The organism is Bradyrhizobium genosp. SA-3 (assembly GCF_004212635.1).
Classification (GTDB): domain Bacteria; phylum Pseudomonadota; class Alphaproteobacteria; order Rhizobiales; family Xanthobacteraceae; genus Bradyrhizobium.
Genome location: NZ_PSRT01000180.1, coordinates 1 through 13805, shown reverse-complemented (window position 1 = coordinate 13805; position 13805 = coordinate 1). Strand labels below are relative to the sequence as shown.

Below are 13805 nucleotides of genomic sequence, written 5' to 3'. Positions count from 1 at the left end.
CGCACCGCCGTTCAGGCTAATCGAGCCTCAACCCATCACGTCCCAACGCAAAGCGTGGCGCGCTGCTTGCGCAGCAGCGCGATCACGGAGAGCGCCGTGATCAGCCCGGTCTTGGGATTTTCGGACGGGACGTTCTCGATGGACATCGAGAAGCGGGCCGAATCCGCCTCGACCTCGATGCGATGAACGTTGCGCGTCACGGTCGGATCGGCATAGATCTGCACCTGCGTGCGGTCGGGCCCGACGCCCGCAAGCGACAGCGCCACCGCGACGTTGAGATTAGCCGGGAAGCCTCTTGCGGCCTCGCGCGCCGTGCCTTCGAACAGCTTGAGCGGCTCGCGCAGCTTGTCGATATCGATGTTGTTCTCGACGATGAACGGCGCGCCCTTCAAGCCGTCGATCGGCTTGCGCGTCACCATCTTCACCGAATGAATGGTGCCGATTGCGGCGGCGTTGACGGCATCGAGCCCGATCAGCGCGCCGGTCGGCACGATGATGCGGCCGCCATTGGCACGGGCAAGATCGACGAGATCGAAATTGTCGAGCAGCCCGCCGACGCTGACCACGACCGCGGCCTTGCCATGCCTGACCGCGGGCTCGACGATCTCGCGCAGATGCCGGCTTGGCGCGCATTCCACCACGATGTCGGCGACTTCGCCGAGCTGGTCGATCGGCAAGACCCGCGGCGAGCGACGCAGGCTGCCGAGAAACGCCTGATGCTTGGCGGGATCGCGCACGGCCACCGCAGACAGCGTCAGGCCTTCGATGCCCCGGTCGAGCGCGGTCGCGATCTTGGTGCCGATCGAGCCCAATCCCGCAATGGCAACCCGCAACTCGCTCGACGCTCTCTGTTCAGCCATCGCACCCACCTTTGATCCGAGCTTCAGTCATAGCGTCTCAGGCCTCCCGCGCATAGCTGCGCAGGCGCGCATCCAGCACCGCCAGCATGGCGTCCCGGGCCGGATCACGCGAGCCGCGCAGCCAGGCCGCCGCAAGCGGCAAGCGGCCGACGGGACCGCTCTGCTTCGGCCGGAGCGGCACGAAGCGTACGCCCGACACCGCCATCCGCGCGGTCCAGCGCGGCACGATCGCAACGCCGAGCCGGGTTGCGACCAGGTTGATGATGGTCTGCTTCTCGTCGGCAACCTGCACCACGCGCGGCGTTAATCCGGCCTGCTCGAACAGCTTCATCGTGAGGTCGTGGCTGTGCGGCCGCGAGCAGCGGTCCGGCACCAGCATCGCCTCGTCGGCGATGTCAGCCAGCCTGATCGACGTCCTTTTGGCCAGCGGATGCCGCTGCGGGAACGCCACGATCGCCGTCTCCTGGAGCAGATCGCGGAATTCTAGCCGCTTGTCCGCATTGTCGGGAGGGCGAACGAAGGCGAGATCGAGGGCACCGCTCAGGATCTTCGGCAGCAGCCGGATCGTCTTGTCTTCGAGGAGCTGCACCGCGATGTCAGGATGCTTGTCGCGGAAATCACGCAGCAGCGGCGGCAGCAATCCCGCCGCCGCGCTGTCGATGGCGCCGACCCGCAGCCGCCGCGCGCCTGCGCGTGAGCGGTTGCGCAAATTGCTCTCGACAGCCTCGACCCGGGCAAGGATGGCGCGGGCATCGCGCAGCAGCGTCGCGCCGTCCTCGGTGAGCGACACCGCGCGCGTCGTCCGCGCGAACAGCCGCGTGCCCAGATCCTCCTCCAGCAGCCTGATTTGGCGGCCGAGCGCGGAGGGCAGCATCTGGAGCTGCTGCGCCGCGCGGCCGAAATGCAGCTGTTCGGCCGCCGCCACGAAGCATCGCAGCTGATGCAATTCCATTCGCCGGTCCTCTCGTCTCGCCGGATTTACACGAGGTCGTCATGCCCGGGCTTGTCCCGGGCATCCACGTTCTTTGGACCGTACCGCAAGGCGTGGATGGCCGGGACAAGTCCGGCCATGACGCCGAGGAAGCTTCGGTGCGCCCGACGCTTACTCGCATGCAGTTGTCCAGCCAGGATTATATCATTTTTTTGTATAAACCAGCGCCAATTGAGTCTGCTGCTTGCCCTCGCCTAGGCTGGTCGCCGGCATGGGCCTTCCGGCCCGCCAACACAACGATAAATCGGGATTGCAGGAGGCCAGGGTGGCGAGCGAGATTCAGACGCGCGTGCTGCGCAAGATCACCTTGCGCATCGTTCCCTTCATCATGTTGCTGTACTTCGTGGCCTTCATCGACCGCGTCAATATCGGCTTCGCGTCGCTGACGATGAACAAGGACATCGGCCTGTCGCCCGCGGTCTATGGCTTCGGTGCCGGCATCTTCTTCTGGGGCTATTTCCTGTTCGAGGTGCCCTCCAACATCATCCTGCACAAGATCGGCGCGCGGATCTGGATCGCACGGGTGATGATCACCTGGGGCCTGGTCTCGGCCGCGATGGCGTTCGTGCAAGGGCCGACCAGCTTCTACGTGCTGCGCTTCCTGCTTGGCGTCGCCGAAGCCGGGTTCTTTCCCGGCATCATCCTCTACCTCTCCTACTGGTTCCCGGCGCGCCAGCGCGCCGCGGTGACGGCGCTGTTCATGGCGGCCGCGCCGCTCTCGACCGTGCTGGGCTCGCCGATCTCAGGTGCACTGCTGGAGATGGACGGAATGCTCGGCTTCAACGGCTGGCAATGGCTGTTCGTGCTGGAGGCGCTGCCGGCCGTGCTGCTCGGCTTCGTCGTGCTGGGCTTTCTGACCGACCGCCCCGAGAAGGCGAAATGGCTTGCCGAGGACGAGCGGCGCTGGCTGGTCGAGACCATGAACGTCGAGACCACCAGCAAGGCCGCGACCGCGAGCCACAGCATCTGGCGCGGGCTCGCCGATCCCCGCGTGCTGGCGTTGTCGCTGATCTATTTCGGCACTTCGGCCGGCCTCTATACGCTCGGCGTCTGGGCGCCGCAGATCATCAAGCAGTTTGGCCTATCCTCGCTTCAGGTCGGCTTTCTCAATGCGCTGCCGGCAACGGCCGCCGTCATCGCCATGATCCTGTGGGCGCGGCATTCGGACCGCACCGGCGAGCGCACATGGCACGTCGTGTGGGCCTGCCTGATCGCCGCCGCGGGTCTCGCCTATGCCGGCCTTGCGACCGGCATCGTCGCGGTGCTGGTCGCGCTGACGCTGGTCAATATCGGCATCTCCTCGGCAAAACCACCGCTCTGGAGCATGCCGACGCTGTTCCTGTCCGGACCCGCGGCCGCGGCCGGCATCGCCACCATCAACTCGATCGGCAATCTCGGCGGCTTCGTCGGTCCGGCGATGATCGGCTGGATCAAGGACCAGACCGGCAGCTTCATTGGCGGGCTTTACTTCGTCGCCGGCCTGCTCGTTCTCTCTGCGGTCCTCACCCTGCTATTGTCGCGCGCACAAACCGCGCCCGTCGAACCCGTCCCGCAATCTAACTGATCTCTCAAACGGAGCATTCTCATGCGCACCCATTCGATCGCAGCCATTCCCGCCGACGGCATCGGTCCCGAGGTCATTTCGGCCGGAATCCGCGTGCTGGAGGCGCTGGCAAAACGCAGCGGCGATATCGCCTTCAACGTCAAAACGTTCGACTGGGGCTCGGACTATTACAAGAAGCACGGCGTGATGATGCCGGCCGATGGGCTCACCGAGCTGAAGAAATTCGACGCGATCTATTTCGGCGCGGTCGGTGCGCCCGACGTGCCCGACCACATCACGCTGTGGGGACTGCGCCTGCCGATCTGCCAGGGCTTTGACCAATACGCCAACGTGCGGCCGACCAAAATCTTACCGGGCGTCGCCTCGCCGCTGCGCAATGTCGGCGTCGGCGATCTCGACTGGGTGATCGTGCGCGAGAATTCGGAAGGCGAATATGCCGGCATGGGCGGTCGCGCCCACAAGGGCCTGCCGGAAGAGGTCGGCACGGAAGTCGCGGTGTTCACCCGCGTCGGCGTCACCCGCATCATGCGCTATGCGTTCCAGCTCGCACAATCGCGCCCGCGCAAGCTGCTCACGGTCGTGACCAAGTCGAACGCGCAGCGCCATGGCATGGTGATGTGGGACGAGATCGCGGCCGAGGTCGCCGCTGATTTTCCCGACGTCAGCTGGGACAAGATGCTGGTCGACGCCATGACGGTGCGCATGACGCTGCATCCGAAGAGCCTCGACACGATCGTGGCGACCAATCTGCACGCCGACATTCTCTCCGATCTCGCCGGCGCGCTCGCCGGAAGCCTCGGCGTCGCGCCGACCGGCAACATCGATCCGCAGCGCCGCTTCCCCTCGATGTTCGAGCCGATCCACGGCTCGGCCTTCGACATCACCGGCAAGGGCATCGCCAACCCGGTTGCAACGTTCTGGACCGGCGCGCAGATGCTCGAGCATCTCGGCGAGAAGGACGCGGCTGGAAGGTTGATGGCGGCGGTCGAGCGCGTTTGCGCAGCTGGCGTGCTGACGCCCGATGTCGGCGGCAAGGCGACGACGAAGGAAGTGACGGATGCCGTGATCGACGCGATCCACGGGTCGAATGTGTGAGGTCGTTGCCGCTATTGAGACTAGTCTTGCCGCTGGCTCCCTGCACCTCTCCCGCTTGCGGGAGAGGTCGCGCCGAAGGCGCGGGTGAGGGCTCTCTCTTCTCGGGGGGTCTCGCTTGTGGAGCCCCCCTCTCCCCAACCCTCCCCCGCAAGCAGGGGAGGGAGCGCACCGCCTTCGTGACTACGATTAGAAGCCCTACCTCCGCCCGGTCGGCACCGGCGGCATCGCCATCGCTGCGGCCGGCTCCGGCGGTGTCAGATGGCGCGGGACGATGATGGTCTGGCCGGGGGTGAGCTGCGCGTTCTCTGCAAGCGAATTGCTCTGCGCGAGCGACCACAGCGGCACGCGGTTGGCGGCGGCGATGCTCTCCATGGTGTCGCCGCGACGAACCGGCAGCCGAACGCCGCTGTCCCACAATTCGACCAGCGTATCGGCAGGCACGAGATAGCGCAGCGGCACGGCATCGGCCTGGGTCTGCGGTGGGATGCGCGGCAACTGCGTCACCATCTCGACGATCTGGCGATGGATGTCGTCCGACTTCTCGATGTTGATGTGCGAGACGCGCGCGTTCTCCTTCAGATCATAGCTGGCATAATGGCCGCGAAAACCGGGCACGGCCACGACGTCGCCGCCGCCGAGCACGCTATCGGACAGGAAGATGTTGATGAAACGCTCGACATTGAGCGGCACGTCGCCGGTCGCATGCGCGGGATCGATGGCGATGACGAGGCTGATCGGGATGTTCTCCTTGGCCGCCATCTCGGAGATGACGATCGAGCACAGACCGCCCATGGAGTGCCCGATCAGCACGATCGGTGCCGCCTTCTCCTTGTAGCTGGCGATGACGCGGTTGCCGATCAGCCGGCACAGGGTGAATTCGTAGACGTCGGCGGAGAAGCCGGCCTGCGTCAGCTTCTCGCCGAGCCGGTCCATGCCGGTCGAGAAGATCGGCCCCATGGCGCCGCGGAACAGATAGACCTTCGGCGGCGGCAATGGCTCGAACGGCGGAGGCGGCGGCGCGGCGGGGACGGCCGCAGTGGTCTTGGATTTGGCCGGTGAGGCCGCGGCCATGCCGCTGCTCAAGGCGAGCAGCGCAACCGCTGCCAGCACGACTAGTCGCCTCACATGAATCATCCGTCCAGCAGTCCCGCCACGGGGAGGCAGTGGCCTCCCCCGCCGGGCTTAGTGACCACCGATTGGGTGGATTTTGGGGCACGGAACCGGCCGCGGCCCCTCGGAAAGCGGTCGAGCTGCCGCGCCTCGGCGGGAGATGACAGCTTTGCGACGATCGGCCTCAGGTCGTCCCAGCGAAGGGTTAGAGCGGCAGAATCCGATTCAGCAGGTCAAGCAGCATGCGCTGCTCGGCCTCGCTGAGCGGCGCCAGCATCCTTTCATTGTAGGGCTGCGTCAGCCTCGCCCCCTCGGCAATGAGCTTTGCGCCCTTTGGCGTCAGCATCAGCTCGACGGCGCGGCGATCGGACTTCGAGCGGTTGCGCTTGATGAAACCGGACGATTCGAGCTCGTTCAGGATCTTGATCAGGTTCGGCAGGCGCAGGCGGAGCAGGCTGGCAAGGCTGCTGGGGGGAACGCCCGGATTGTCGCGAATGACGACGAAGATCGCATAGGTCGCGGGCGTCAGGCCCAATGCGGCGAACTCCTCGTAGAAGCCTTCGAAGAACTTCAGCTGGGCAAGGCGCAACATGAAGCCGGGTGTCCGCTGGAGTGCGCGCAGATCCAGCGATGTCTCCGTTTGCTGAGTGGACTTCGCTCCGGGTCGTAACGCTTTCGAGCTCATGATCCTCAATCCGCGGCGGCGGCCAAAAGCCAGCCGAATTGACACTCTCAAAAATAGCTATAAAATATAACTATTATTCAGCGGCACCAAGACCGCACATGGGAGGGAGACAATGAACAGCAAATTCCTGCATAAATTATGCATGTTGGCCGCGATGCTGACGGCCGCACCGGCATTCGCCCAGGACGTCGTGAAGATCGGCATCCTGAACGACCAATCGGGTCCGTTCGCGAGCTATCAGGGCATCGGCTCGGTCATCGCCGCCAAGATGGCGGTCGAAGACTATGGCGGAAAGGCCGCAGGCAAGCCGGTCGAAGTCATCGCGGCGGATCACCAGAACAAGACCGACATCGGCATCGGCATCGCCAGGCGCTGGTACGAGAACGACGGCGTCGATGCGATCTTCGACATTCCGAACTCGTCGATCGCGCTCGCTGTCGCCGGCATGAGCGCCGAGAAGAACAAGGTCTTCGTCGGATCGGGCGCCGGAACGGTGCTCCTGACCGGCGAGAAATGCACGCCAAACACCGTGCACTGGACCTACGACACCTATGCCTATGGGCGCGGCCTCGGCAAGGCGATCGTGCAGCAGGGTGGCAAGAAGTGGTTCTTCATCACCGCCGACTATGCCTTCGGCCATGATCTGGAGAAGCAGGCGGCGGAGGCCGTGAAAGCGTCCGGCGGCGAGGTGCTCGGCAGCGTGCGGCATCCGCTGGGAACGGCCGACTACGCCTCCTTCCTGCTCCAGGCCCAGGCGTCAGGCGCGAACGTCATCGGCTTCGCCAATGCCGGAGACGACACCATCACATCGATGAAGCAGGCTGCCGAATTCGGGCTGACCAAGGACCACAAGCTGGCCGGACTGATCCTGGGCATGAACGGCCTGCCCGCGCTCGGACTGAAATTTGCGCAGGGCGCTCAGATCATGAACCCGTTCTACTGGGATCTGAACGACGGCACGCGCGCTTTCGCGAAACGTTTCGCCGAACGCATTCCCTCGAAGGCCTATCCGAACGACATGCAGGCCGGCGTCTATGCCTCGGTCATTCATTATCTCAAGGCGGTCGACAAGGCCGGCGGCGCCAAGGACGGTAAGGCAGTGGCGGCGACGATGAAGCAGATGCCGACCGACGATGCGCTGTTCGGCAAGGGCTACATCCGCAAGGACGGACGCAAGATCCATCCGCTCTACCTCTTGCAGGTCAAGGCTCCCGACGAGTCGACCTCAGCCTGGGATCTGCTGAAGGTGGTCGCCACCGTCAAGGGCGAGGACGCGTTCCGCTCCGAGAGCGAAGGCCAGTGCCCGCTCAGCAAGCAATGAAGCGGGGCTGAGCATGAGCGGCATCGTCTCCAGTCCGGTTGACCCGTTTGCACCTGACTTCCTGATGGACCCCTATACTGCCTATGAGGCGCTGCGCGCGCTCGGGCCTGCGTTCGCGCTGGAGCGCTACGGCGTGTGGGCGATGGCAGGCTATGCCGAAGTGGAGCCGGCCCTGAAAGACTGGAAGACGTTCATCAGTGGCGAGGGCGTCGGGCTCAACGGGATGAACCCGGCGCTGCCGAAGCCGCTGACGCTGCAGATCGATCCTCCCGACCATGATAAAGGCCGCCGGGTTCTCGGCCGCACGCTGTCGCCGGGCGTCGCAAGGAAGCTGCGCGAGACGTTTCAGCGGGAAGCAGAGAAGAAAGTGTCGCAGCTGATCGACAGAGGCACATTCGATGCCGTGACCGATCTTGCCGAAGCCTATCCGATGAAGGTGTTTCCAGATGCGATCGGCATCCGGCCGGACGGCCGTGAGAAGCTATTGGCCTGGAGCACGTTCGTGTTCGACAGCTTTGGCCCTGACAACGAGATGCTGGCCGCATCGCGCAAGGCAGGTCTCGCGGCCCAGAGTTGGATCATGGAATGCTGCGCGCGCGATGCGCTACGGCCCGACGGGCTCGGCATGATGATCTACCAGGCGGCCGACGAGAGTGAGATCACCGAGCATGAGGCAACGCATCTGGTGCGGCCGTTCCTCACTGCTGGGATCGACACCACCGTCAACGGCATCGGCAACACCCTGCTCGCGCTCGCAACCCATCCGGATGAATATTCCAAGCTGCATCACAAACCGGAACTGGCGCGCAACGCTTTCGAGGAAGGCCTGCGCTACGATTCACCGGTGCAGACGTTCTTTCGCACCACCTCGCGCGACGTCGAGATCGGCGGCGGCGTGATTCCCGCGCATCGCAAGGTGCTGCTGTTCATGGCCTCCGCCAACCGCGATCCCGCACGGTGGGACAAGCCGGACCGCTTCGAGGTGGAACGGGTTGCGACCGGGCATGTCGGCTTCGGCGCCGGCATTCACGCCTGCGTCGGCCAGATGATCGCGCGTCTGGAAGGCGAACTGATCTTCAGCGAGCTTGCAAGGCGCGTGAAGACCATCGAGCTCACGGCGGAGCCAAAGCGCAGGCTCAACAATTCCCTGCGCGGCCTTGCGAGCATGCCGGTTCGCGTCGCGGCGGCCTGACTGCGTCGCATGTAGCGCCGCGGTCAGTCACTGCCGGCTCTTGCGCCGGCTGCGGTGTGCGGCCTGCTTGGCCCGATTGCCGCAGATCGCCATTGTGCACCATCGCCGCGCGCGCCTCCGGGTGTGGTCGGCGAACAGCATCGTGCAGTTATGACCCTCGCATGCCTTCACGTCGGAAAAATCCTCCTCGCAGACGAATTTCGCCAAGGCTTCCCCGATCGGCAGCAGCAGGGATTCGGGTGATCGCCAGCGCCGCATCCTCAGCAGCGCAAGACCGTCACCCTGCTCACCGTTGCGCGGCACGATCTGCCTGAACGCCTCATCGCGCTCCAAGACGCCGTTCAGTGGGCCAAGCTCATGCAACGCCTTCGCAGTGAGCGGCCGGCCGGCATGCGCCTGAACGAAACCGCGAAACCACTCACGTAAGGCACGGGCCTGACCGGCGACCTTGTCGAGCTCGCCCGGCGTCGCGCGCGCCTTCAGCGCACGCAGCTCATTGGCCGGCACCAGCTTCGCCTGTGCCAGCCAGTCGACCAGACCCTCGCCATCGTCGAGCCAATCGACCGGCGTATCGACCGGTGTCGCCACCGAGTTGAGGAAATCAAGGCCGAGCGAGTCGGCGATGAACATGGCGGGCGGTCTGTCCATGAGCGGTCCCTGTCCGGTCCGAAAGCTGCGATTTAAGTAACCTCTAAAAATGTCATTGACAAGTTACGTCTCGGATAAGTAACCTCTAAATCCCATCTTAATTGGTTACGAACGGCAATGGAGACCAGCCATGACCCCGACCACCTACCGCACCGCAGAGGTCGACGGCTTCAAGGTGTTCTATCGCGAGGCCGGCCCCGTCGGCGCGCCGAAGCTCCTCCTGCTGCACGGCTTCCCGAGCGCGGGACACATGTTCCGCGACCTCATCCCGCTGCTCGCAGACCGGTTTCACATCGTGGCGCCGGACCTTCCCGGGTTCGGCCAGTCCGATATGCCCGCACGCGATACCTTCCGCTACACCTTCGACAACGTCACGCGCGTGATCGAGCGCTTCACCGAAGAGATCGGCTTCGGTCGCTTCGCAATCTATGTGTTCGACTATGGCGCGCCGACGGGCTTTCGGCTGGCACTCAGCCGTCCCGAGCGGATCACGGCCATCATCTCGCAGAACGGCAACGCCTATGAGGATGGCCTCAGCGAAGGCTGGACTCCGATCAAGGCCTATTGGCAAGACCCTTCACCGGCCAATCGCGAGGCGCTGCGCGCCTTGCTCACGCCGGAGGCCACGCGCTGGCAGTACACGCATGGCGTTCCCGATCCGGCTTTGGTGTCGCCGGACGGCCAGAACCTCGACAATTTCTATCTCGCGCGCCCCGGCGCCGACGAGGTGCAGCTCGATCTGTTCGGCGACTACAAGAGCAACGTCGCACTCTATCCGTCATTCCAAAGCTATTTCCGCACTCACAAGCCTCCGTTCCTGGCGGCCTGGGGCAAGAACGATCCCTTCTTCATCCCGCCCGGCGCCGAGGCATTCAAGCGCGACAACCCCAATGCGGTGGTGCAATTCTTCGACACCGGCCATTTTGCGCTGGAAACCCATGCGAAGGAGATCGCGGAAAGCATTCGCGCATTCCTGAAATAGCGGAGCTGTCGCCATGGCCCATGCGAGACGATCTCCGGAACGGCTCAGCGCATTTTCGGACGGCGTGTTCGCGGTCCTGATTACGGTGCTCGTGCTGGAGCTTCGTCCGCCGGAAATCCCGACCTTTGCGGCATTGCTGGCGCTATGGCCGACGTGGCTCTCTTATGCCGTCAGCTACGTGTTCATCGCGATCGTCTGGGCCAATCATCACCATCTGATGCGCTATGCGAGCGAAGCGACGCCGCGACTGATGTGGTTCAACTTCGCGCATCTTTTCTCGGTGTCGCTGCTGCCGCTCTCCACCGCCTGGATGGCGGTGAGCGAGCTCGCACCGCAGCCGGTCGCGTTCTATGCCGCGGTGTTCTTCCTGGTGAACGCGACCTATGTCGCGCTGATCTGGGATCTCGTCGGACGAGCGCCGGACAGCGAGGTCCCGCCGCGGGAGCGCAAGATCATGCGCGTCCGCTCGATCGTGACCCTCGGCGTCTTCGCGCTCGCGGCCGTGGTCGCCTTGCGCTTCCCCATCGCCGGGCTTGCGATGTGTTGCTGCTGCCTGATCGTCTATTTGAGACCGGAGGCACCGGGTGCCGAGGACGGCACGCCGGACAAGTCCCAGTGAGCCAGCGCCGCGGCGATTGCCACAACGCCTGCGGAAATCGTTAATTTCGCGCCGGAGCCGCTGCGGCCGCCGAGCGCGCCGGCCCGGGTGTGCCGGGTTGGGCGACTGGAGCTGCCGGGGCGCGCGAGCGCATGATCGCGGCGTCGATCTCGGCGATGACGCGACGCTGGATCGCCTCGTTCTTGTCGATCGAGATATGGCCGACGCCGGTGCCGCGCACGTCGACATTGTCGAGCTTGCCGCGCAGGCCAGCGGCAGCCCGCACCGGCTCGCCGGGACCATCGCCGATATAGATGTTGATGTAACGCTCGGCGCCGGTCGACAGCTTGGTCTTGAACACGGAGTCGAGGCCGATCGCGAGCTTTACGGGAACGCCGAGCTGGTTGAGCTTGGCGATCATGTCCGGCAGCGCGGTCGCGCCGGAGGAATGGCCGACCAGAATGATGGTCTTGAGGCGACCGGCCTTGTAGGCGGTCGCGGCTTCATCGGCGAGCGAGGACCAGGAGACGAAATTGGCGACGGTCACCGGGATGCCCTGCGCCTGGAGCCGGGCGCCGATCGTGTCGAGCCCAAGCGAGAAGATGTTGAGCACGCCCCGGAGCAGGTAGACATGCGTGGTCGCTGTCGCGGCCTGGCTCGGCGCGGCCTTGGCACCGGTCGGGCTGATGGCAACAACTGACAGCAGGAGCAGGGCCATCGCCCACACACGGAGGGCGGACAACTGGCTGGCGCCGGCGGTGTGACGGCCGTTCGGTCTCATCGATGTTTTCCCTGGGGACAATACGCTTCGCGATTGGCCGGAATCGTAGCCACGGCATGCTCGCAGACGCAACAAAGAGCCGCGTGAGCGACAATCTTAGCCGCAAGCCGTGACCATCGCGCAACACTTGCCTGAAATCTGCCACCGAAGGGCCGGTTTTGAGACCATTTTTCTCCGGGGAATTGCGGCCCGGCAAGGGCGTTCCTATCTCAGGGCTCCGCTGACCCGCCTTCGCGGCAGGTTCCAGCCTCCCTCCCCCAGCTTTTGCCCCTAGCCTTGCGGCCATCATGTCCTCCATCATTTCCGTCGCCAATCTGTCGAAGACCTATGCGTCCGGCTTCAAGGCGCTCAAGAACGTCAATCTCGACATCAAGCGCGGCGAGATTTTTGCGCTGCTCGGGCCGAACGGCGCGGGCAAGACCACGCTGATCTCCATCATCTGCGGCATCGCCAATCCGAGCGAGGGCCGCGTCCTCGTCGGCGGCGAGGACATCCAGACCTCCTACCGCAAGGCACGCTCTCTCATCGGCCTCGTGCCGCAGGAATTGCACACCGACGCTTTCGAGAGCGTGTGGGCGACCGTGAGCTTCTCCCGCGGCCTGTTCGGCAAGCCGAAGAATCCTGCGCACATCGAGAAGGTCCTGAAGGACCTCTCGCTCTGGGATAAGAAGGACAACAAGATCATCACCCTCTCCGGCGGCATGAAGCGCCGCGTGATGATCGCAAAAGCGCTGTCGCACGAGCCGCAGATCCTGTTCCTGGACGAGCCGACCGCGGGCGTCGACGTCGAGCTGCGCAAGGGCATGTGGGAGGTGGTGCGCACCCTCCAGCAGTCCGGCGTCACCATCATCCTCACCACGCACTACATCGAGGAAGCCGAGGAGATGGCCGACCGCATCGGCGTCATCAACAAGGGCGAGATCGTGCTGGTCGAGGACAAGACGACATTGATGCAGAAGCTCGGCAAGAAGCGGCTGACGCTACATTTGCAGGGCAAGCTCGATGCGCTGCCGGACAGCCTCAAGCACTACGAGCTCGACCTCTGCGACAGCGGCGCGACGCTGGTCTACGATTACGACACCAAGGGCGAGCGCACCGGCATAACCAGCCTGCTCGGCGATCTCCGCACCGCCGGCATCCGCTTCAACGATCTCGACACGACGCAATCGTCGCTCGAGGACATCTTCGTCGACCTCGTGAGGACGTCATGAATCACCGCGCCATCCGCGCCATCTATCTGTTCGAAATGGCACGCACCTGGCGCACGCTGCTGCAAAGCATCGTCTCGCCTGTGGTCTCGACCTCGCTCTATTTCGTGGTGTTCGGCGCCGCGATCGGCTCGCGCATCAGCCAGGTCGAGGGCGTCAGCTACGGCACCTTCATTGTGCCGGGCCTGATTATGCTCTCGGTGCTGACGCAGAGCATCGCGAATGCCTCGTTCGGCATCTACTTCCCGAAATTCACCGGAACGATCTACGAGATCCTGTCGGCGCCGATCTCCTATTTCGAGATCGTGCTCGGCTATGTCGGCGCGGCCGCGACCAAGTCGATCATTCTTGGCCTCATCATCCTCGCCACCGCCGGGCTGTTCGTGCCACTGCACATCCATCATCCGGTCTGGATGCTGGCCTTCCTGGTGCTGACGGCGGTAACGTTCAGCTTGTTCGGCTTCATCATCGGCATCTGGGCCGACGGCTTCGAGAAGCTCCAGATGATCCCGATGCTGGTGGTGACGCCGCTGACCTTCCTCGGCGGCAGCTTTTATTCCATCGATATGCTGCCGGCCGGCTGGCGCACGGTGGCGCTGCTCAACCCGGTCGTCTATCTGATCTCGGGCTTCCGCTGGAGCTTCTATGAGATCGCCGACGTGAGCGTGGCCGTCAGCATCGGCATGACGCTGGCGTTCCTGGTGGCCTGCCTGGTCGTGATCTGGTGGATTTTCCGCACGGGGTATCGGCTGAAGAATTGACAGAGATGC

At 64.3% G+C, this 13805-nt stretch carries 14 protein-coding genes; 8 read left to right on the top strand and 6 right to left on the bottom strand.

The genetic code is table 11. The annotated features are described in order from the left end of the window. Window positions 1-35: 35 nt before the first annotated feature. Together CWO91_RS37765 and CWO91_RS37760 are read right to left on the bottom strand one after the other, a co-directional pair. A complete protein-coding gene (locus tag CWO91_RS37765) occupies window positions 36-860 on the bottom strand; it encodes an aspartate dehydrogenase (protein WP_130220485.1) in 825 nt (274 codons plus the stop codon). A 37-nt stretch (window positions 861-897) separates the two neighbouring features. After that, the gene (locus tag CWO91_RS37760) at window positions 898-1812 is read right to left on the bottom strand and encodes a LysR family transcriptional regulator (protein WP_130220484.1); all 915 of its coding nucleotides are present in this window, start codon (window positions 1810-1812) and stop codon (window positions 898-900) included. 304 nt (window positions 1813-2116) lie between these two features. Here CWO91_RS37760 and CWO91_RS37755 point away from each other — a divergent pair, with 304 nt between their 5' ends. Beyond that, a complete protein-coding gene (locus CWO91_RS37755; protein ID WP_130220483.1) occupies window positions 2117-3415 on the top strand; it encodes an MFS transporter in 1299 nt (432 codons plus the stop codon). Between the two features lie 21 nt (window positions 3416-3436). Continuing rightward, window positions 3437-4510, top strand: coding sequence for a tartrate dehydrogenase (locus tag CWO91_RS37750; protein ID WP_130220482.1), 1074 nt, complete (start codon window positions 3437-3439; stop codon window positions 4508-4510). Window positions 4511-4705: 195 nt separating this feature from the next. Here the strand turns inward: CWO91_RS37750 and CWO91_RS37740 are convergent, their stop codons facing one another. Together CWO91_RS37740 and CWO91_RS37735 are read right to left on the bottom strand one after the other, a co-directional pair. Then, window positions 4706-5644 carry a LysM peptidoglycan-binding domain-containing protein gene (locus CWO91_RS37740; protein ID WP_130220481.1) on the bottom strand — a complete coding sequence of 313 codons (939 nt, stop codon included), beginning with the start codon at window positions 5642-5644 and terminating at the stop codon, window positions 4706-4708. Window positions 5645-5825: 181 nt separating this feature from the next. Further along, window positions 5826-6212: a MarR family winged helix-turn-helix transcriptional regulator gene (locus tag CWO91_RS37735; protein ID WP_245471503.1), complete on the bottom strand. Its 387-nt coding sequence runs from the start codon at window positions 6210-6212 to the stop codon at window positions 5826-5828. 205 nt (window positions 6213-6417) lie between these two features. Here CWO91_RS37735 and CWO91_RS37730 point away from each other — a divergent pair, with 205 nt between their 5' ends. Then, complete coding sequence (locus CWO91_RS37730) at window positions 6418-7626, top strand: ABC transporter substrate-binding protein (RefSeq protein WP_130220479.1); 1209 nt, start codon at window positions 6418-6420, stop codon at window positions 7624-7626. A 13-nt stretch (window positions 7627-7639) separates the two neighbouring features. Next, the gene (locus CWO91_RS37725) at window positions 7640-8818 is read left to right on the top strand and encodes a cytochrome P450 (protein WP_130220478.1); all 1179 of its coding nucleotides are present in this window, start codon (window positions 7640-7642) and stop codon (window positions 8816-8818) included. Window positions 8819-8845: 27 nt separating this feature from the next. On the opposite strand, the gene CWO91_RS37720 is transcribed toward CWO91_RS37725, so the two are convergent. Beyond that, window positions 8846-9466, bottom strand: a complete 621-nt coding sequence (locus CWO91_RS37720) for a CGNR zinc finger domain-containing protein (protein ID WP_130220477.1) — start codon at window positions 9464-9466, stop codon at window positions 8846-8848. Between the two features lie 130 nt (window positions 9467-9596). Between CWO91_RS37720 and CWO91_RS37715 the strand changes: the two genes are divergently transcribed. Further along, window positions 9597-10448, top strand: coding sequence for an alpha/beta fold hydrolase (locus CWO91_RS37715; RefSeq protein WP_130220476.1), 852 nt, complete (start codon window positions 9597-9599; stop codon window positions 10446-10448). Window positions 10449-10461: 13 nt separating this feature from the next. Then, a complete protein-coding gene (locus CWO91_RS37710; RefSeq protein ID WP_130220475.1) occupies window positions 10462-11067 on the top strand; it encodes a TMEM175 family protein in 606 nt (201 codons plus the stop codon). A 40-nt stretch (window positions 11068-11107) separates the two neighbouring features. Here the strand turns inward: CWO91_RS37710 and CWO91_RS37705 are convergent, their stop codons facing one another. Beyond that, window positions 11108-11827 carry a hypothetical protein gene (locus CWO91_RS37705; protein ID WP_130220474.1) on the bottom strand — a complete coding sequence of 240 codons (720 nt, stop codon included), beginning with the start codon at window positions 11825-11827 and terminating at the stop codon, window positions 11108-11110. Between the two features lie 287 nt (window positions 11828-12114). Between CWO91_RS37705 and CWO91_RS37700 the strand changes: the two genes are divergently transcribed. Together CWO91_RS37700 and CWO91_RS37695 are read left to right on the top strand one after the other, a co-directional pair. Then, entirely contained in the window at window positions 12115-13038 is a 924-nt protein-coding gene (locus tag CWO91_RS37700; protein WP_130220473.1) for an ABC transporter ATP-binding protein, read from the top strand. Next, the gene (locus CWO91_RS37695) at window positions 13035-13796 is read left to right on the top strand and encodes an ABC transporter permease (RefSeq protein ID WP_130220472.1); all 762 of its coding nucleotides are present in this window, start codon (window positions 13035-13037) and stop codon (window positions 13794-13796) included. Before CWO91_RS37700 ends, CWO91_RS37695 begins: the two co-directional genes overlap by 4 nt. Window positions 13797-13805 lie beyond the last annotated feature (9 nt).